This is a genomic window from Mycobacterium helveticum, from assembly GCF_007714205.1.
Classification (GTDB): Bacteria; Actinomycetota; Actinomycetes; order Mycobacteriales; family Mycobacteriaceae; genus Mycobacterium; species Mycobacterium helveticum.
The window spans coordinates 22525-41226 of sequence record NZ_VMQU01000042.1 but is presented as its reverse complement, the minus strand read 5'-3'; the positions used below and the strand labels follow the sequence as shown (position 1 = coordinate 41226).

Annotated in this window: 19 protein-coding genes; 13 read left to right on the top strand and 6 right to left on the bottom strand. The window is 69.3% G+C overall.

Annotation, left to right across the window (positions count from 1 at the left end):
• From FPZ47_RS12055 to FPZ47_RS12045, 3 genes are all read left to right on the top strand, one after another.
• Nucleotides 1-1660, top strand: a 1660-nt coding sequence (locus tag FPZ47_RS12055) for a cellulase family glycosylhydrolase (RefSeq protein ID WP_145039438.1), incomplete at its 5' end; no start/stop codon positions are given.
• A gap of 387 nt (nt 1661-2047) precedes the next feature.
• The gene (locus tag FPZ47_RS12050) at nt 2048-2572 is read left to right on the top strand and encodes a hypothetical protein (protein ID WP_144949217.1); all 525 of its coding nucleotides are present in this window, start codon (nt 2048-2050) and stop codon (nt 2570-2572) included.
• Nucleotides 2569-3294, top strand: coding sequence for a hypothetical protein (locus tag FPZ47_RS12045; RefSeq protein ID WP_144949220.1), 726 nt, complete (start codon nt 2569-2571; stop codon nt 3292-3294). Before FPZ47_RS12050 ends, FPZ47_RS12045 begins: the two co-directional genes overlap by 4 nt.
• Nucleotides 3295-3342: 48 nt before the next feature.
• Here the strand turns inward: FPZ47_RS12045 and FPZ47_RS12040 are convergent, their stop codons facing one another.
• Together FPZ47_RS12040 and FPZ47_RS12035 are read right to left on the bottom strand one after the other, a co-directional pair.
• Complete coding sequence (locus FPZ47_RS12040) at nt 3343-5028, bottom strand: CocE/NonD family hydrolase (RefSeq protein WP_144949223.1); 1686 nt, start codon at nt 5026-5028, stop codon at nt 3343-3345.
• A gap of 40 nt (nt 5029-5068) precedes the next feature.
• The gene (locus FPZ47_RS12035; RefSeq protein ID WP_210419888.1) at nt 5069-5662 is read right to left on the bottom strand and encodes a DUF3558 domain-containing protein; all 594 of its coding nucleotides are present in this window, start codon (nt 5660-5662) and stop codon (nt 5069-5071) included.
• A gap of 131 nt (nt 5663-5793) precedes the next feature.
• Between FPZ47_RS12035 and FPZ47_RS12030 the strand changes: the two genes are divergently transcribed.
• The 3 genes from FPZ47_RS12030 to truB are packed head-to-tail and all read left to right on the top strand — an operon-like array spanning nt 5794 to nt 8353.
• Entirely contained in the window at nt 5794-6771 is a 978-nt protein-coding gene (locus tag FPZ47_RS12030) for a metallophosphoesterase family protein (RefSeq protein WP_144949228.1), read from the top strand.
• A complete protein-coding gene (pptT, locus tag FPZ47_RS12025; RefSeq protein WP_144949231.1) occupies nt 6768-7454 on the top strand; it encodes a 4'-phosphopantetheinyl transferase PptT in 687 nt (228 codons plus the stop codon). The genes FPZ47_RS12030 and pptT overlap by 4 nt, the downstream gene beginning before the upstream one ends.
• A complete protein-coding gene (gene truB / locus FPZ47_RS12020) occupies nt 7451-8353 on the top strand; it encodes a tRNA pseudouridine(55) synthase TruB (protein WP_144949234.1) in 903 nt (300 codons plus the stop codon). Before pptT ends, truB begins: the two co-directional genes overlap by 4 nt.
• A gap of 12 nt (nt 8354-8365) precedes the next feature.
• Here truB and FPZ47_RS12015 read toward each other — a convergent pair whose 3' ends face one another.
• The 3 genes from FPZ47_RS12015 to mntR all read right to left on the bottom strand — a co-directional run bounded on the left by FPZ47_RS12015 (nt 8366) and on the right by mntR (nt 9961).
• A complete protein-coding gene (locus tag FPZ47_RS12015; protein WP_144949237.1) occupies nt 8366-8725 on the bottom strand; it encodes a hypothetical protein in 360 nt (119 codons plus the stop codon).
• A 314-nt stretch (nt 8726-9039) separates the two neighbouring features.
• Nucleotides 9040-9219: a hypothetical protein gene (locus FPZ47_RS12010; RefSeq protein ID WP_144949240.1), complete on the bottom strand. Its 180-nt coding sequence runs from the start codon at nt 9217-9219 to the stop codon at nt 9040-9042.
• A gap of 37 nt (nt 9220-9256) precedes the next feature.
• The gene (gene mntR / locus FPZ47_RS12005) at nt 9257-9961 is read right to left on the bottom strand and encodes a manganese-binding transcriptional regulator MntR (RefSeq protein ID WP_144949243.1); all 705 of its coding nucleotides are present in this window, start codon (nt 9959-9961) and stop codon (nt 9257-9259) included.
• A gap of 107 nt (nt 9962-10068) precedes the next feature.
• On the opposite strand from mntR, the gene FPZ47_RS12000 reads away from it, so the two are divergent.
• The 5 genes from FPZ47_RS12000 (at nt 10069) to FPZ47_RS11980 (ending at nt 16466) form a co-directional block, all read left to right on the top strand.
• A complete protein-coding gene (locus tag FPZ47_RS12000; RefSeq protein WP_144949246.1) occupies nt 10069-11040 on the top strand; it encodes a bifunctional riboflavin kinase/FAD synthetase in 972 nt (323 codons plus the stop codon).
• 118 nt (nt 11041-11158) lie between these two features.
• Nucleotides 11159-11428, top strand: a complete 270-nt coding sequence (gene rpsO, locus FPZ47_RS11995) for a 30S ribosomal protein S15 (protein ID WP_144949249.1) — start codon at nt 11159-11161, stop codon at nt 11426-11428.
• Between the two features lie 361 nt (nt 11429-11789).
• Complete coding sequence (locus FPZ47_RS11990) at nt 11790-14084, top strand: polyribonucleotide nucleotidyltransferase (RefSeq protein WP_144949251.1); 2295 nt, start codon at nt 11790-11792, stop codon at nt 14082-14084.
• Complete coding sequence (locus tag FPZ47_RS11985; protein ID WP_144949254.1) at nt 14062-15441, top strand: M16 family metallopeptidase; 1380 nt, start codon at nt 14062-14064, stop codon at nt 15439-15441. Before FPZ47_RS11990 ends, FPZ47_RS11985 begins: the two co-directional genes overlap by 23 nt.
• Before the next feature lie 5 nt (nt 15442-15446).
• Complete coding sequence (locus FPZ47_RS11980) at nt 15447-16466, top strand: nitronate monooxygenase (protein WP_144949257.1); 1020 nt, start codon at nt 15447-15449, stop codon at nt 16464-16466.
• Nucleotides 16467-16468: 2 nt separating this feature from the next.
• Here FPZ47_RS11980 and ald read toward each other — a convergent pair whose 3' ends face one another.
• On the bottom strand, nt 16469-17584 hold the full coding sequence (gene ald / locus FPZ47_RS11975) for an alanine dehydrogenase (RefSeq protein ID WP_144949261.1): 1116 nt from the start codon (nt 17582-17584) through the stop codon (nt 16469-16471).
• Nucleotides 17585-17684: 100 nt separating this feature from the next.
• Here ald and aldR point away from each other — a divergent pair, with 100 nt between their 5' ends.
• Together aldR and FPZ47_RS11965 are read left to right on the top strand one after the other, a co-directional pair.
• The gene (aldR, locus tag FPZ47_RS11970; RefSeq protein WP_144949264.1) at nt 17685-18200 is read left to right on the top strand and encodes an HTH-type transcriptional regulator AldR; all 516 of its coding nucleotides are present in this window, start codon (nt 17685-17687) and stop codon (nt 18198-18200) included.
• Nucleotides 18201-18207: 7 nt separating this feature from the next.
• Nucleotides 18208-18690 carry an SRPBCC family protein gene (locus FPZ47_RS11965; RefSeq protein ID WP_144949267.1) on the top strand — a complete coding sequence of 161 codons (483 nt, stop codon included), beginning with the start codon at nt 18208-18210 and terminating at the stop codon, nt 18688-18690.
• Nucleotides 18691-18702: the final 12 nt, after the last annotated feature.

Sequence of the window (18702 nt, the reverse complement as noted above, 5' to 3'; positions counted from 1 at the left end):
AACAGCAGGTGGGGCCGGCGCCCACCTGCTGTTCGGTGACGGCGGTAACGGTGGTGCGGGAGGCAACGGTGTTGACGGGGCCGCGGGGGGTGCCGGCGGTGACGGCGGCAGCACCGCGGCATTGTTCGGTTTCGGTGGTGACGGTGGTGCCGCGGGCAACAGCGGCGCGGATGCTTCGGCCGGTGTGTTGCCCGCTCTGGGCGGCGCCGGCGGCAATGCGGGCGTGTTGGGCTTTCACGGCATGGTCGGCGATTTCGGCCTGACCACCGCGCCGGGCAACGAAACCGCCGGCACCCTGCCGACCATCAGCGCCGACGGCAACTACCTCATCAACAGCGACGGCCAGGTCGTCGAACTGCACGGGTACAACCTGATCGACAAGCTGCCGCCGGGTACGCCCTCCGCTTTGGGCTTCGACAACGCCGATGCGCAGTTCTTGGAGGACCACGGCTACAACGTGGTGCGGCTGGGCATCATTTGGTCGGATCTGGAGCCCGAACCCGGTGTCTACAACCCCGCGTATCTGGAATCGATCGACCAGACCGTGAATATCCTGGGCCAGCACGACATCTACACCATCATCGACATGCACCAGGACGCCTACAGCACCAGCTTCGGTGGCGAAGGCATGCCGACGTGGGCGACGGATGCGGGGGCGCTCAACCTCAACCTGCCGTTCCCGGCCAACGAGTTCCTCGATCCCGCGGAACTGCATGCCTGGGATGCGTTCTGGGGCAACGCCGACGCCTCCAACGGCATCGGATTGGAGGACAACTACGCGCAGATGGCCGAATACGTTGCCGCCAACTTCAACGGCAACTCGGATGTGGCCGGGATCGAGATCATGAACGAACCGAACCCGGGTTCGCAATGGCCGCTGGCTGTCCTGGGCGACCCGTTCTTCGAGCAGCAGCAGCTGACCCCGTTCTACGATCAGGTCGGTGAAGCAATCCGCGCCGTCGACCCGAGCACCACGATCTTCTACGAACCCAGCGTCACCTCCACCTTCATGTCGCCCATCCACCTGGGCGCCCTGGACGTCTCCAACACCGCCCTGTCGTTCCACGACTACTGTCAATTCAGCGTGCCGGGCATCGGCTGCCTGCCGCTGGTCGGCGTCATCGCGCAAAACGCCGTGAATTACGCTCAGGCACATGACATCCCAGCCTTCATGACCGAATTCGGCGCCACGAACAACCTGGCAGAGATCCAGCCTGTCATGGAGGTCGCCGATAAAGACCTGATCGGCTGGACCGAGTGGGCCCTGACAGGTCAGAACGACATCACCTCCACGTCGGCGGCCACGGAGTGGCTGATCAAGAACCTATCTGAGCCGCTGACCGGCAGTAACGTCAACACCGCCAATCTGGACCTGCTTTCCGCTCCGTATGCCCAGGTGATCTCGGGGACGCCGGATTCGTGGTCGTTCAACAACGGCGTCTTCGAATTCACCTACTCCACCGCAGAAGCCGGCGGTTCCGGCAACTTCGCCGCGGGCTCGGACACCATCATCTCCACCCCGCCGGTGGAGTTCCCCAACGGATACACCGTGGACGTCACCGGAGGCGCCGTCACGTCGGCGGCCGACGCCCCCCAACTGGTCGTCGCCTCCGATCCCGGTGTCGACACCATCACCGTCATCGTCACCCCGGCGGCGTAAATCCCGCAGGTGGCAGAGCAGCGATGGCCGCCGCCGCGCTCAAATGTGTTGCGCACCCGAGCCGGACCGGGGCGCGGCCGGAAAACGACGGGTAAACCCTTTCCGCGGCACACGCGTTGCGAGTTGCCCCTGGATCGCCACTTGCTTTGCGGCCCAACTCATTCTCCGCACTGATAGCGTGTGGGGATGGGCGAAGCCGCTGATGTACCCGTGGAGAGATCGGGCTCCGAACTCTCGGATGGAGCCGACGTGGCCGGCGCGGAGCCCCGCGCCGATGACAGCCCCGCGGATGCATCCTCGGGCGGGGGCCGATCCCTCGACGGCGACGGCGAACCCAGGCCGACTCCGGTGTTCTCCGGATATGGAATCGCGTCCACGATCCTGGTGTTGGCGTCGGTTGCCCTCATCGTGCTGGGGCTGTTCCTGTGGTCGGCGTATCGGCGGGCCGCCAACGAACACGACTACAAGGCGCGCGTCATGACCGCTGCCGCCGAATGGGCTCGTACGTTCATCTCCACCACCGGCGGCGATCTCGACGCCAACTTCCGGCATCTGCGCGAGCGGACCACCGGAGCGCTCAACGCGGATTTCGACGCGGAGTTGCAGCCCTATCGCGAAGTGCTGCACAAACACATTCACAGCGTCGGGCGAATCGAAGCGGTGGCCATCGAACCCCCGCAGTCGCGTGCAGAACATGACGCTGCCACCGAGAAGTCCGCATCGCCGGCTCCCGCACCGCCGGCTCCCGCACCGCCGAACCAAGCCACCCGCACGGACACGGTCATGGTGATTGCCGCATCGGTCAGCCAAGACGGAAGTCCCAAGCCGCAGAGGATGCCCTGGAACCTGTTGCTTGACGTCAGCAATGTCGGCGGCAAACTCCTGATCTCCAGAATGGTGACGGTTGAATGACGAAGCTACGGAAGCTGTCCGGCGTGCTTGTTCGGCGCAACCTCTGGCGGGCGATCGCGTTCGACGTGATCGCTCCCTCGGTTGTCCTCGCCGCGCTGGTGGCGATCGGGATGATTCTCCGCTGGCCGGCGTGGTGGGCCGCGGTCTGTTCGGCGCTGACACTGCTGGTGGTCGCATCGGTGGTCGCAAATGTCGTCTGGTTCAAACGTGGTTCGGTGACCATGGGAACCGATGACGCCAATCCCTGGATCCGACTGATCGTCGCCACGCTGATGACCGGTGCGGTCGCCGCGACGGTCGCCGTCGGGTACGTCCGGGTGATCTCGCCAAGCCGCGATGTCGACAAGGACTCGTTGGAGGTGGTGCGGATCGCCACCGCCATGGCAGAGGCAACGTCGTCATTTTCGCCCTTGGATCCGAACGCATCCCTGAACCGCGCCGCGGCTTTGATGGCGCCCGGGCGGTTCAACGCGTTCAAACAGCGCTACAGCAAGGCCACTGCCGCGATGGCCAAGAACATGGTCAGCGCCGACGTCGAGTTCGTCGCGGCCGGCGTGGAGGGTATCAACCAGTCGGCGGCCCGGGTGGCGGTGCTGATGCGGGGCACCCAAAGTAGGCCCGACATCGACGCCCATCACACCGTGATCGCGCTGCAGGTGCTGCTTGCCAAAGAAAAAGGGCGTTGGCTGGTGATCGACGCGCTGCCGATAAACCGCCGGTAATGCAAGCAATGCGGGTCGACGCGCAGCAGGTTCGGGACCAACCGCCGGTCACGCCGCGCTAACCGGGTTGCCTACCGGCAGCAGCAGCCGGGACCGCCCGTAGTGCACCGCGTGGGTGGCCGCCTCGGACCGCTCGCCGGTCAGCGCCGGTTCGCCGGTGCCCAGGTTGCGCGCGTAGCGGGGAAAACAGCTGCCGGCGATCAGGAGGCGGATGCGTGAGCCGGCCCGGAAGCACATGGCGATCCCGTCGAGTTCGACGATGACCGTGTCGGCCGACGTGTCCGGCGCGTCCAGCCGCCGGTAGCCCTCGCTGACGTTGCGGGACCGGCCGTTGACGTCCACCTCGCTCACCCGCACGAAAAGGTCCACGTGCGGGTTGTCCGAGGTGTGCGCCAGCTCGACCACCGGGTTCCCGTACACGCACAGGTCGTGGATGAGGGCGGCACTGGTGAGGGCCAGCACGTCGTCGCGCGCCGCCAGCCGGCTGTCGTCGCGGTAACCGGCGCCCGGCGACAGCAGCGGACCGCCGACGGTCGGCGTCGGGTCGGTGGGGTCGTAGCGGAACGTCGCCGGGGGCACCCCCGCCAGGTCGGTGGGTGCCGTCTCGCCCAGGTGGCCGCCCGGCCGCAGGTACAGCGCGCGGTCGGTGGTGGCGGGCGGCCAGTCGGCGAGGGCGCGCCAGCCCTGTCCGGTGACGCAGACGCGGACCGGGCTTGGCCGGCGCGGCGCTGGTGCGCTGCCCAGGTGGGTGCCGAGCCAGTCCAGGGATTCCCTGATGTTGGCGCCCAGCCCCCTGGTGAGCAGCTGCGCGTGCGTCCACGGCCCGACCGTGAGCGCGACATCGACCCCCCTGTCGCGCAGGTGCGCGTACTGCTGCAGGGTCTGGCGCAGGAAGATGTCCTGCCAGCCGCCCACCAGCAGCACGGGTACCCTCACGCGCTCCAGCGCCTCGGTGAACCGCAGCGCGTCCCAGAACGGATCCGTCGGGTCGCCGTGTTCGACCCACGACTCGAACCACGGCGCGCCCTCACCCAGCAGGGTCCGCGCCCCGGCCCCCATCGGCAGGACGGCGGCCGCCTGCGCGACCTTGTGGTTGGCCTGCAACTGGCGGAGCACGGTCCGAACGCGCTGGGCGTCCTCCTGGTGGGAGACCAGGTTGCTCCAGCCCAGGAAGTCGTTGACGGTGAACGAGCCGGTATCCCACACCGCGGCGTTGAAATCGTGGGGGCCGGCGGTAATGACGGCCGCGGCCAGTTCCGGCGGCGGATCCTGCAGCAGCGCCCACTGGGTGTAACCCAGGTACGACACACCGACGGTGGCGAAGTGGCCGGTGAACCACGGCTGCTCGCGCAGCCAGGCGGCCGTGTCGGCGCCGTCGGCGGCCTCGTTGACCATCGGTTCGAACTCCCCGCCCGACCCGAACGTGCCGCGCACGCTCTGCAGCACGACGTGATAGCCCCGCGCGGCGTACGGCCCGGCGAACGCCGTGGAGAAGGGGAACTGGCGCCCATAGGGCCCGCGCACCAGCAGCGTGCCCGCCGGGTCGGTTGTGGCCGGGGCGTAGTGGTCGGCCAGCAGCCGCGTTCCGTCGCGCATCGGGATCTCGACGCGGTTCACGGTGTAGTCGGTGCTCGCGGGCGGCAGACCCAGTAGCCGGGTCAGGGCACGCTCGCCGACATGCCTGGTCAGGGCGCGCAGGCGGGGCTGGGGGCGGCGGGCCGCTGTGGTGCTCACGGTGCCCAGGCTATTGCCACGGGGGCGCGGTCGGGCCCGATTAGAACTTGTAGTACGGGGCGAGGTCGTTGGCGCGCTGCAGGTTGGTCGCCATGCAGTCGACGTCGGGGTCGGAGTAGACGGTCGAGTAGTACAGCGCCTGCTGGATCACGCCGTAGCTGGTCTTCAGCACGACCATGCAGGACCGGTACCAGAAGTCGTTGTGATAGGTCGGCTTCAGCACCCAGTACTGCGCGGCGCGGTGTCCGGCGATCGTGGTCTCGACGGCATCCGGGGGCAGGGTTTGCGCGTAGGTGCGCCAGATGATGGGTTCCACGGCCAGCTGATAATTGCCCGCGTCGAAGTGGCAGCGCAGGCCGTCCTCGTGTTCGGGCGGGGTGAACGCCAGGCCCAGCCGTTGCAGGGCGCCGAACGGGATGTCCTCGCACGCGTCGAACGGCCGCGGGTCGGTGGTCGCCACGATCGGGCTCTTCATGGTCGTTTCCAGCGGCAGGCCCGTCGACCGCAGCTGCACGGGCCCCTCGAGCCCGTGCGCGCCCGGCGCGTCCGCGGTGCCCTGCCAGCCCAGCGCACCGCCTATGACCGCTGTGAGCACTGCCCCCAGCGCCCCCATCAGACGCACGTTGGCGAACACGACACCCCCTGATGCCCTCGGCGGTCCTTGCCCGGGAGTGTACAAGTCGCGTGGTCGCCGTCACGGCCGAACCCGGGTACCGGCCGGGCGCGGCCCGGCTCGCGCGGCGCGGGTCGTTAGGCTGGTTGGTCATGGCCGGGCAGGAATCGACGAGCGGGGGGCAACCTGCCCCCCAACCCACCCTGTGGGCGGTGTCCGACCTGCACACCGGGCACCTGGGCAACAAACCGATCGCCGAGTCGCTGCACCCGTCGTCCCCGGACGACTGGCTGATCGTCGCGGGCGACGTCGCCGAACGCACCGACGAGATCCACTGGACGCTCGACCTGCTGCGACGGCGGTTCGCCAAGGTGATCTGGGTGCCGGGCAACCACGAGCTGTGGACCACCAACCGGGATCCCAGGCAGATCTTCGGGCGAAGCCGCTACGACTACCTGGTCACCATGTGCGACCAGATGGGCGTGGTCACGCCCGAGCATCCGTTCCCGGTGTGGACCGAACGCGGCGGCCCGGCCACGATCGTGCCGATGTTCTTGCTCTACGACTACAGCTTTTTGCCGGAGGGGGCCACGACCAAGGCCGAGGGCCTGACGATCGCGCGGGAGGCCAACGTGGTGGCCACCGACGAGTTCCTGTTGTCGCCGGAGCCCTACGCCACCCGCGACGCCTGGTGCCGGGAGCGGCTGGCCAAGACCCGCGCCCGGCTCGAACAGCTCGACTGGATGACGCCGACCGTGTTGGTCAACCATTTCCCGCTGGTGCGCGACCCCTGTGACGCGTTGTTCTACCCGGAGTTCGCGCTGTGGTGCGGGACCACCAAGACCGCCGACTGGCACACCCGCTACAACGCCGTGTGCTCGGTCTACGGCCACCTGCACATTCCACGCACCACCTGGTACGACGACGTGCGCTTCGAGGAGGTGTCGGTGGGCTACCCGCGGGAGTGGCGGCGTCGCACGCCCTACAGCTGGCTGCGCCAGGTGCTGCCCGACCCCCAGTACCCGCCCGGCTACCTCAACGCCTTCGGCGGCCACTTCGACATCACCCCCCAGATGCGCGAGCAGGCCGCCAAGTTCCGGGAACGAGTGCGGCAGCGGCAGTCCCGATGACGACGCGCATGCTGGTGTCGGCGGTGCTGCCAGAGACGGTGTCGCAGGACCTCGCGTATTCGGAGCTGTACACCGACCCGCCCGGTTTGGCCCCGCTGCCCGAAGAGGAGCCGTTGATCGCCAAGTCGGTCGCCAAGCGGCGCAACGAGTTCATCACCGTGCGGCACTGCGCCCGTACCGCGCTGGGTCAGCTCGGCGTGCCGCCGGTGCCGATCCTCAAGGGCGACAAGGGGGAACCCTGCTGGCCCGACGGCGTGGTGGGCAGCCTCACTCACTGCACGGGCTACCGCGGGGCGGTGGTGGGCCGCGCCGGCGCGGTCCGTTCGGTCGGCATCGACGCCGAACCGCACGACGTGCTGCCCAACGGGGTGCTGGACGCGATCACCCTGGCCGAGGAACGCCACGAGATCGCCGCGCTGCCCCACGGCCTGCACTGGGACCGGATCCTGTTCTGCGCCAAGGAAGCAACGTACAAGGCGTGGTTCCCGTTGACCAACAGATGGCTCGGTTTCGAGGACGCCCACATCGTGTTCGACCTCGATCCCGGTGGCGGCGGTTGCGCGGGCGGGTTCGTCTCCAAGATCCTTATCGACGGCGCCGCGCTGGCGGGGCCGCCCCTGACCGCGCTGCGCGGCCGGTGGTCGGTCGAGCGCGGACTGGTGCTCACCGCGATCGTGCTATGAGCCCGAGCGGGCCCGGTCTCGTCGTCGTCGACAAGCCGGCCGGGATGACCAGTCACGACGTCGTGGCGCGCTGTCGGCGCATCTTCTCCACGCGCAGGGTGGGACACGCCGGCACGCTGGACCCCATGGCCACCGGCGTGCTGGTGATCGGCGTCGACCGGGCCACCAAGATCCTCGGCCTGCTGACGGCGGCCCCGAAGTCGTACGCGGCCACCGTCCGGCTCGGGCAGACCACGTCCACCGAGGACGCCGAGGGCGAGCTGCTGCACAGCGCCCCGGCCGGGCACCTGACCGACGAGGCGATCGCCGCCGCGGTCGACGGGCTGCGCGGTGACATCGAGCAGGTGCCCTCGGCCGTCAGCGCCATCAAGGTGGACGGCCGGCGCGCCTACCGCCTGGTCCGCGAGGGCCACGCCGTCGAACTCGCCGCCAGGCCGGTGCGCATCGACCGGTTCGACGTGATGGCGCGCCGATCCCACGGCGAGCGCGTCGACCTCGATGTCGAGGTCGACTGCTCGTCGGGCACCTACGTCCGGGCGCTGGCCCGCGACCTGGGCGCCGCGCTGGGGGTGGGCGGGCATCTGACGTCGTTGCGGCGCACCCGCGTCGGCCGCTTCGGGCTGGACCAGGCGGGCTCGCTCGACGACCTGGCCGAGCGGCCCCGGCTGTCCCACACCCTGGACGAGGCCTGCCTGCTGATGTTCGCCCGCCGCGACCTGACCGCCGAGGAGGCCGAGGCCACCGGCCACGGCCGGCCCCTACCGCCGGCCGGCATCGACGGCGTTTACGCCGCCTGCGGCCCCGACGGCCGCGTGCTGGCGCTGCTGCGCGACGAGGGCTCGCGGACCAAGTCGGTGGTGGTCATCCGCCCGGCGACGCTGGAGGCCGGACCGGAATGAGTCGGACCGCATTCACATCAGTTCCTCGCCTTTGTTCTCCACCAGCGCGACCATCTCCTCGAGCAGGTGGGTATGGCGGGGGCATTGGTCGGTGACCGAGAGTGTGACCACTTGACTGGCCTGGCGGCTGCCGAAACCCGACTGGTCCATCACGTCCTGCATCGCCAACAGGACCCCGCGCAGCGTCGGGCGGATGTCCAGGCTTCGACATACGGCAGGCGCTGCCGTGGTCGCATAGCTCACCACGTCAGGCTCGGCCGGTCTGGTCGGGTCGGCACGCGACACGGCCACCTGGGGGCAGGACATGCTCGCCGCGAGCAGCATCCCAGCTCCCCAGACGCCGTATCGCGCCGCGACCACGAGGTTGGTCACAATCTCCTCCTTGGGCCCTCCTCCGGCCCTCCTCCGGCCGATCGATCCGAGAAATCCCGAGGCAGTGAAAATTCCGGGGCAGTGAAAATTCCGGGGCAGTGAAAATTCCGGGGCAGTGAAAGTTTGTGCGCGTAGGGGGCTATCACCAAGATTATGCTCAAATAATGTCGTCGCCGTCCAAGACAGGATTCGAATCGCCTGATAGCTGTGATCAATCAAAGCCCGGGAGTTGAGGGTGAGGGGCGCTTATATGCCGGTGCCCTCGGCAGGGGCGATGCATGAGGTCCGGAGTTGCATATTCGCGTCGGGCATAATTACCCGAAGCATTTCTCGCGGCCGGCGAATTCGGCCAATAATTCCCGTGTTTTATCGGGGAGGCGCAAATTATCGCCCTGGACGAATCCTGTCGTCCTGGCATCGCGCTCCCGCGCGAACTCTCCCAGGGCCCGTTGCACACCGGACAGCGGATCGCCTTGCAGGTTCAGGTCACCCACATCCCCGGGGGCCTGCCGGCCGACTGACGGGCGCCGGTTAGCCCACCACCCAGATCGCCCGGGCCGCCGGGCTGCCCAGGTCGACGGTCGTCGCGGCGCCGTCGGCGGCCTCGATCGCCACCGAGATCATGCCCGCGAACTCGCGCCGGGTCAGCACCCGCAGCCGCGAGTCGAGGCTGATCCCGACATCGGTGAAATAGCGCAGCATCTCCGGGTCGGCATCGGAGATGCGCGCCACGGTGCCGCGGTCACCCTCGCCGCAAGCCCACAGCTGGCGCGCCGGCGGCGTGGGCACCTGCCCGTCGGAGGCCGGGATCGGGTCGCCGTGCGGGTCGCGCTGCGGGAATCCCAGCTTGGCGTCGATGCGGGCCACCAGGCGATCCGACACGGCGTGTTCGAGCACCTCGGCCTCGTCGTGAACCTCGTCCCAGCCGTAGCCCAGCTCGTCGACCAGGAAGGTCTCCAGCAGCCGGTGCCGGCGCACCATCTCCAGCGCCGCCCGCCGCCCCGCCTCGGTCAACGACACCGCGCCGTACTTCTCGTGGTCGACCAGGCCCTGCTCGGCGAGTCTGCGGATGGACTCCGAGGCCGTGCTGGCCGACACCCCGATCTTCTCGGCCAGCATCTTGGTGCTGACCTTGTGCGGGGCATCCTTCGGCGACCACTCCTGGGCGTTCCAGATGGCCTTGAGGTAGTCCTGGCCGACCGCGGTCAGGCCACCCGGCTCGTCGTCAGCCCTCACAAGCCAGAAGTTTAGGCAACTCACCCGAACCGGCGCCGCGCCCGGCCGCGTCGTGCCGGCCGGACGTCGCGCCGCGGCGCACCACCGGGGGTCGTAGGCTTGCGGTCGTGCAGCGCTGGCGCGGCCAAGACGAGATCCCCACGGACTGGGGCAGGTGCGTCCTCACCATCGGGGTGTTCGACGGTGTGCACCGGGGGCATGCCGAACTCATCGCCCACGCGGTCAAGGCGGCGCGCGCACGCAACGTGCCGACCGTGCTGATGACCTTCGACCCCCACCCGATGGAGGTCGTCTATCCCGGCAGCCACCCGGCCCAGCTGACGACGCTCGCCCGCCGCGCCGAACTGGTCGAGGAGATGGGCATCGACGTCTTCCTGGTGATGCCGTTCACGACGGACTTCATGAAGCTCACCCCCGAGCGCTACGTCCACGAGTTACTCGTGGAGAACCTGCATGTGGTGGAGGTCGTGGTGGGGGAGAACTTCACCTTCGGCAAGAAGGCGGCCGGCAACGTCGACACCCTGCGCAAGGCCGGTGAGCGGTTCGGTTTCGCGGTGGAGTCGATGTCGCTGCTGTCCGAGCATCACAGCAACGAGAACGTGACGTTCTCCTCCACCTACATCCGGTCCTGCGTCGACGCAGGGGACATGATGGCGGCCACCGAGGCGCTGGGCCGCCCGCACCGCGTCGAGGGCGTCGTGGTCCGCGGCTATGGCCGCGGCGCCGAGTTGGGCTATCCGACCGCCAACGTGGCGCCGCCGATGTACGCGGCCATCCCGGCCGACGGGGTGTACGCCGCCTGGTTCACCGTGCTGGGGCACGGACCGGTGACGGGCACCGTCGTGCCGGGGGAGCGTTACCGGGCCGCGGTGTCCGTCGGCACCAATCCGACCTTCTCCGGGCGCACCCGCACGGTCGAGGCGTTCGTGCTGGACAATAACGCCGACCTGTACGGGCAGCATGTGGCGCTGGATTTCGTCGCCCGCATCCGCGGCCAGAAGACGTTCGACGCGGTGAGCGACCTGGTCGAGGAGATGGGCGCCGACACCGAACGTACGCGCGCCCTGCTCAAAGACTGACGATTCGGGGGCGACCGCCCGGCTGCTAGACTGCCGGGCGACATCGGCGCGTGCTGCGGTTCGCGGTGGCCGCGCCGGGATACCTACTCATCGCGGACCGATTGATGGAGTTGTTTTCGTGGCGCTGACGGCCGAGCAGAAAAAAGAGATTCTGGGCACCTACGGGTTGCATGAGACCGACACCGGGTCCCCGGAGGCGCAGGTCGCGATGCTGACCAAGCGGATCGCCGACCTGACCGAGCACCTCAAGGTGCACAAGCACGACCACCATTCGCGCCGTGGGCTTTTGCTGTTGGTCGGGCGGCGGCGCCGGCTGCTGAAGTACGTCGCCCGGCTCGACGTGGAGCGCTACCGCTCCCTCATCGAGCGCCTGGGCCTGCGTCGCTGACCCCGACCGCGCAGGTCACCCCGGCGATTCGGGCGCCTCGCGGCGGCCGTGTAGAGTGAGGACGTTCTGGGCCGCTTCGGCCCGGACAATCGGTGCGGTGCACGCAGATCCGCGGGTGCCGTTCCAGCGTGTCACTAGGCACCTCCGAGGGAGCAGCCCAGTCTGCATCGGGCGGTCTTCGGTAGTGGCTGCCGGGCTCTCCGGATCTGGGGCAGGTCGGCCGCTTCGATCGATGGCCGCAGCCGTATTCAGACTTCGCTTTTCACGCTTTCACGGATGGCACGCGGGCCGATCAGCCCGCGACGGTGCGGCGGGGACCACGCGAAAAAGCTGAATACCAAGAGAGGCCGTACGGACGCAGATGTCTGTAGCTGAGATTGACCAGGGTGTGTTCGAGTCCACCGCCGTTATCGACAACGGCAGCTTCGGCACCCGCACGATTCGTTTCGAAACCGGCCGGATGGCCCAGCAGGCCGCCGGGGCGGTCGTCGCCTACCTGGACGACGAGAACATGCTGCTGTCGGCGACCACCGCCAGCAAGAGCCCCAGGGAGCACTTCGACTTCTTCCCGCTGACGGTCGACGTCGAGGAGCGCATGTATGCGGCCGGCCGCATCCCCGGGTCGTTCTTCCGGCGTGAGGGGCGGCCCTCCACCGACGCGATCCTGACCTGCCGGCTCATCGACCGCCCGCTGCGCCCGTCGTTCGTCGAGGGCCTGCGCAACGAGATCCAGGTCGTGGTCACGATCCTGAGCCTGGATCCCAACGACCTCTACGACGTGCTGGCGATCAACGCCGCGTCCGCCTCCACGCAGCTGAGCGGACTGCCGTTCTCCGGCCCGATCGGGGGCGTGCGCGTCGCGCTCATCGACGGCACCTGGGTGGCCTTCCCCACGGTCGAGCAGCTCGAACGGGCCGTCTTCGACATGGTGGTGGCCGGACGCATCGTCGGCGAAGACGCACAGGGCAAGCCGGATGTGGCCATCATGATGGTCGAGGCCGAGGCCACCGAGAACGTCCTCTCCCTCGTCGAGGGCGGCGCCCAGGCGCCGACGGAAAGTGTTGTGGCCCAAGGCCTGGAGGCCGCCAAGCCGTTCATCGCCACGCTGTGCGAGGCCCAGCGGGAGCTGGCCGGCGCGACGGGGAGGTCGGGCAAGCCCACCACCGAGTTCCCGGTGTTCCCCGAATACGGCGAGGACGTCTACTACTCGGTCTCCTCGGTGGCCACCGAGGAGCTGGCCGCGGCGCTGACCCTCGCCGACAAGACCGAGCGCAACAACCGCACCGACGAGCTCAAGGCGCAGGTGCTCGAGAAGCTTGCTGGGGCCTCAGGCACCTACGCGGGCCGGGAGAAGGAGGTCGGCGCCGCGTTCCGGTCGCTGACCAAGAAGCTGGTCCGCCAGCGCATCCTCACCGACCACTTCCGCATCGACGGCCGGGGCATCACCGACATCCGCGCGCTGTCGGCCGAGGTCGCCGTGGTGCCGCGGGCACACGGCAGCGCGCTGTTCGAGCGCGGCGAAACCCAGATCCTGGGCGTGACCACGCTGGACATGGTCAAGATGGCCCAGCGGATCGACTCGCTGGGGCCCGAGACGACCAAGCGCTACATGCACCACTACAACTTCCCGCCGTTCTCCACCGGCGAGACCGGCCGCGTCGGTACGCCCAAGCGGCGCGAGATCGGGCACGGCGCGCTGGCCGAGCGGGCGCTGATCCCGGTGCTGCCCAGCGTCGAGGACTTCCCGTACGCGATCCGCCAGGTCTCGGAGGCCCTGAGTTCCAACGGTTCGACGTCGATGGGATCGGTCTGCGCCTCCACCCTGGCGATGCTCAACGCCGGGGTGCCGCTCAAGGCGCCGGTGGCCGGCATCGCGATGGGCCTGGTCTCCGACGACGTCGAGGTTGACGGCCGCACCGAGCGTCGCTTCGTGACCCTGACCGACATCCTCGGCGCCGAGGACGCGTTCGGCGACATGGACTTCAAGTGCGCCGGTACCAAGGACATCGTCACCGCCCTGCAGTTGGACACCAAGCTCGACGGGATTCCCTCCCAGGTGCTCGCGGGCGCGCTCGAGCAGGCCAAAGACGCCCGGCTGACCATCCTGGAGGTCATGGCCGAGGCGATCGACGAACCGGACGAGATGAGCCCCTACGCCCCGCGGGTGACCACGATCAAGGTCCCGGTCGACAAGATCGGCGAGGTCATCGGGCCCAAGGGCAAGGTCATCAATGCCATCACCGAGGAGACCGGCGCGCAGATCTCCATCGAGGACGACGGCACCGTGTTCGTCGGCGCCACCGACGGCCCGTCCGCGCAGGCCGCCATCGACCGGATCAACGCGATCGCCAACCCGCAGCTCCCGACGGTCGGCGAGCGGTTCCTGGGGACCGTGGTCAAGACCACCGACTTCGGCGCGTTCGTGTCGCTGCTGCCGGGCCGTGACGGTCTGGTGCACATCTCCAAGCTCGGCAAGGGCAAGCGCGTTGCGAAGGTCGAGGACGTGGTCAGCATCGGCGACAAGCTGCGGGTCGAGATCGCCGACATCGACAAGCGGGGCAAGATCTCGCTGGTCGTGGTCGACGACAGCGCCGCTTCCGAGACGCCGTCCGACTCGGGGGCCGCACCTGCCGATGCCGCGACAACCGGCAGCTGACCCGCCGGCCGGGCCCCGTAAGACGGCCGCCCTGCGCCGGGGCGCTTACGGCGCCGAGACGGAACCGGAACAGCGGGCTGCACTGCGCCGCACCACGCTGCCGGGCGGGCTGCGGGTGGTCACCGAGTACCTGCCCGCGGTGCGCTCCGCGTCGGTCGGGGTGTGGGTGGGCGTCGGCTCGCGGGACGAGGGTTCGACCGTGGCCGGTGCGGCGCACTTCCTCGAGCACCTGCTGTTCAAGGCGACCCCGACCCGCACCGCGGTGGACATCGCGCAGGCGATGGACGCGGTCGGCGGGGAGCTGAACGCGTTCACCGCCAAGGAGCACACCTGCTACTACGCGCACGTGCTGGACAGCGACCTGGAACTCGCCGTCGACCTGGTCGCCGACGTGGTGCTCAACGGCCGCTGCGCGGCCGAGGACGTCGAGCTCGAACGTGACGTCGTCCTCGAGGAGATCGCCATGCGCGACGACGACCCCGAGGACGCGCTGGGCGACATGTTCCTGTCGGCGCTCTTCGGCGACCACCCGGTGGGCCGCCCGGTGATCGGCACCGCGGAGTCCGTGTCCGCGATGACCCGGACCCAGCTGCACTCCTTTCACCTGCGCCGCTACCGGCCGGAACGCATGGTTGTCGCGGTGGCCGGCAACGTCGAGCACGACCGGGTGGTCGCTTTGGCGCGCGAGCACTTCGGCCCGCACCTGGTCCGCGGACGCCGGTCCGTCACCCCCCGCAAGGGCGCAGGACGGGTGCAGGCGGTAGCCGGCCTGGCGCTGGGCCACCGCGAGTCGGAGCAGACCCACGTGGCGCTGGGTGTGCGCACGCCGGGGCGCGGCTGGGAGCACCGCTGGGCGCTGTCGGTGTTGCACACCGCGCTGGGCGGCGGCCTGAGCTCCCGGCTCTTCCAGGAGGTGCGCGAGCTGCGCGGGCTGGCCTACTCGATCTACTCCTCGCTCGACATGTTCGCCGACAGCGGCGCGCTGTCGGTGTCCGCGGCGTGCCTGCCGGAGCGGTTTCCCGACGTCATGCGGGTGACCGGTGCGGTGCTCGACGCGGTGGCGCGCGACGGCATCACCGAAGCCGAATGCCGGATCGCGAAGGGCTCGCTGCGCGGCGGGCTCGTCCTGGGGCTGGAGGATTCGAGTTCCCGGATGAGCCGCCTGGGCCGCAGCGAACTAAACTACGGCAGGCACCGCAGCATCGAGCACACGTTGCGGCGGATCGACGGGGTGACGGTCGAGGAGGTCAACGCGGTGGCCCGCAGGCTGCTGAATCAGCGCCACGGCGCTGCCGTCGTCGGCCCCTATACCTCGAAACGCCAGCTGCCCCAACAACTTCGGGCGATGGTAAATTAGCGCAGATGGTACTGGGCTTTTGGGACATCGCGGTTCCCATCGTGGGTGCGCCGATGGCCGGCGGTCCCGGCACCCCGGCGCTGGCCGCGGCGGTGTCCAACGCGGGCGGGCTGGGCTTCATCCCGGGTGGGCACCGCACTGCCGACCAGTTCGCCGCTGACATCGCCGCGGCGCGCGCGGCGACCACCGGCCCGCTCGGTGTCAACCTGTTCGTGCCCCAACCCAGCGTCGCCGACTGGCTGCAGCTGGAGTACTACGCCGAAGAACTCGTCGAGATCGCCGAGCATTACCAGGTCGAGGTCGGCCGGCCCGAGTACGGGGACGACGACGACTGGGAGCGCAAGCTCGAGGTGGTGGCCGATGTGCGCCCCGAGCTGGTGTCCTTCACCTTCGGCGTGCCCCCACCCGACGTCATCCACCGGCTGGGGGCGCTGGGACTGCTGGTGATGGTCACGGTGACCTCGGCCTATGAGGCGGGCGTGGCCGTCGCCGCCGGCGCCGACAGCCTGGTCGTCCAGGGACCGGCCGCCGGCGGGCACCGCGGCACGTTCGCCCCCGACATGCAGCCCGCCAACGAGTCGCTGCACCAGCTGCTCGCCCGGATCGGCGGCGCGCACGACGTGCCGCTCATCGCGGCCGGCGGCCTGGGTACCGCGCGGGATGTCACCGACGTGCTGAACAGGGGGGCGGTCGCCGCGCAGGTCGGCACCGCGTTGCTGCTGGCCGACGAGGCGGGCACCAACCCCGCGCACCGCACGGCCATGAAGAATCCGCTGTTCGCCACTACCGTTGTCACGCGGGCATTCTCGGGCCGCTACGCCCGCGGGCTGGAAAACGACTTCACCCGCATGCTCGACAACGTGGCGCCGCTGGGCTACCCGGAGGTCAACCAGATGACCTCGCCCATCCGGGAAGCGGCCGCCGCCCTCGAGGACCCGAACGGGTTTCCGCTGTGGGCCGGAACGTCGTTCCAGCACGCGCAAGCCGGCCCGGCGGCCGACATCATCGCCGGCCTGCTGGCCTAGCGTCAGGCCAGCACGCTCGCCGGTTCGGTGCACGGCAGGCCCAGGTCGGCGGCGACGCGTTCGGACAGCAGCGCGCCGTCGTGCGTCGAAAGTCCCCTGGCCAGAGCCGGATCCGAGCGGCACGCCATCCGCCAACCCTGGTCGGCGAGCTGCAGCACATACGGCATCGTGGCGTTGGTCAGCGCGTAGGTCGACGTCTTGGGCACCGCGCTGGGCATGTTGGCCACGCAGTAGAACACCGTGTCGTGCACCGCGAACGTCGGGCTGTCGTGCGTGGTCGGCCGTGAGTCTTCGAAGCAGCCGCCCTGGTCGATGGAGATGTCGACGAGTACGGCGCCCGGCTTCATCTGCGCGACAAGCGAGTTCGGGATCAGCTTGGGCGCCTTGGCGCCGGGCACCAGCACGGCCCCGATCACCAGATCGGCGCGCTTGACGGCGCCGTGCAGCTCGTACTTCGAGGAGTGGCGGGTGCTGAGGTGGCCGCCGAACTCCGCGTCGAGCAGTCGCAGCTTGTTGACGTTGACGTCCAGGACGCGGACGGAGGCGCCCATCCCGCCGGCGACGCGGGCGGCGTTGTAGCCGGCGGTGCCGGCGCCGATCACCACGACGTCGGCGGCCTTGACCCCGGGCACCCCACCCATCAGCACGCCGCGCCCGCCCTGGGTCCGCATCAGGTGGTAGGCCCCGACCTGGGCGGAGAGGCGCCCGGCGACCTCGCTCATCGGCGCCAGCAGCGGGAGCGCGCCGTCGGCGCTCTGGACGGTCTCGTAGGCGATCGACGTCGTACCGGAGGCCAGCAGCGCATCGGTGCAGGAACGTGACGCGGCCAGGTGGAGATAGGTGAAGAGCACCTGGCCCCGCCGCAGCAGGCCGTACTCCGCGGGCAGCGGTTCCTTGACCTTGAGCAGCAGGTCCGCCTCGGCCCACACCTGTTCGGCGGTGTCCGCGAGCTGGGCGCCGGCCGCCTTGAATTTCGCGTCGGCGATCGCGGAACCCTCGCCCGCGCCGGACTGCACGAGCACCTCGTGGCCGCGGTGGGTCAATTCGCTGACACCGGCGGGGGTGATGGCCACCCTGAACTCGTTGTTCTTGATCTCGGTCGGAACACCGACGCGCATACTGGCCCCCTGGCACGGGATTTCGGACGGACACCTCCGAGTGTGAAGAAACTTCGATCGCTTCGCAAACAGGATGCCAATGATTCGGTAATGTCGTGATATGGCTGAGGAAACAACTGTCCTGGACGGTGGACCTGGTGGCCCGCCGAAGGATGTTCGGCCCGCCGACCTCGACGACGTGGACCACAGAATCCTGATCCTGCTGCACGCCGACGCGCGCATCACCAACACCGCACTGGCCGAGACGGTCGGCATCGCCCCGTCGACGTGCCACGGCCGCGTCCGGCGGTTGGTGGAGCTCGGCGTGATCCGGGGTTTCTACGCAGATATCGACCCGGTGGCCGTGGGGCTGCCGCTGCAGGCGATGATCTCGGTCAGCCTGCAGTCCCATGCGCGGGGCAAGATCCGCAGCTTCATCCATCGGATCAGCGGCAAGCCGCAGGTGCGCGACGTCTACTTCCTGGCCGGCGCCGACGACTTCCTGCTGCATGTCGCCGCCCGCGATACCGAGGACCTGCGCTCCTTCGTGGTGGAGAATCTCAACGCCGACGCCGACGTCGCGGGGACCCAGACGTCGCTGATCTTCGAGCATCTGCGCGGGGCCGCACCGATATGATCGGGCGATGACCGACCCCACAAACCCCGCTGTGACGGCCACCGTGCGCGTCGACGCCCCGGCCGAGGTGGTCTACGGGTTGCTCACCGACCTGCCGACGCTGGCCTCGCTGGCCGAGGAGGCGGTGGCAATGGAATGGCGCAAGGGGGATCCCGGGGGCGGCGGTGCCCGGCCGGGCGCCGTGTTCACCGGCCACAACGCGAGCGCCGGCCGCCGCTGGAGCACCCGATGCACGGTCACCGACGCCGAACCGGGCCGCCAGTTCGCGTTCGACGTGACCCACACGGTGCTGCCGATCGCCCGCTGGCAGTACGACATCGCCGCGGACGACGGTGGCTGCCTGGTCACCGAGAGCACCTGGGACCGCCGTCCCGGCTGGTTTCGCAAGCTGGCCGGCAAGGCCACCGGCGTGCCCGACCGAACGGCCGCCAACGCCGAGCACATCCGGCTCACCCTGCAGCGCCTCAAGCAGCGCGCCGAGGCCGGGTAGCGGCACACGGCC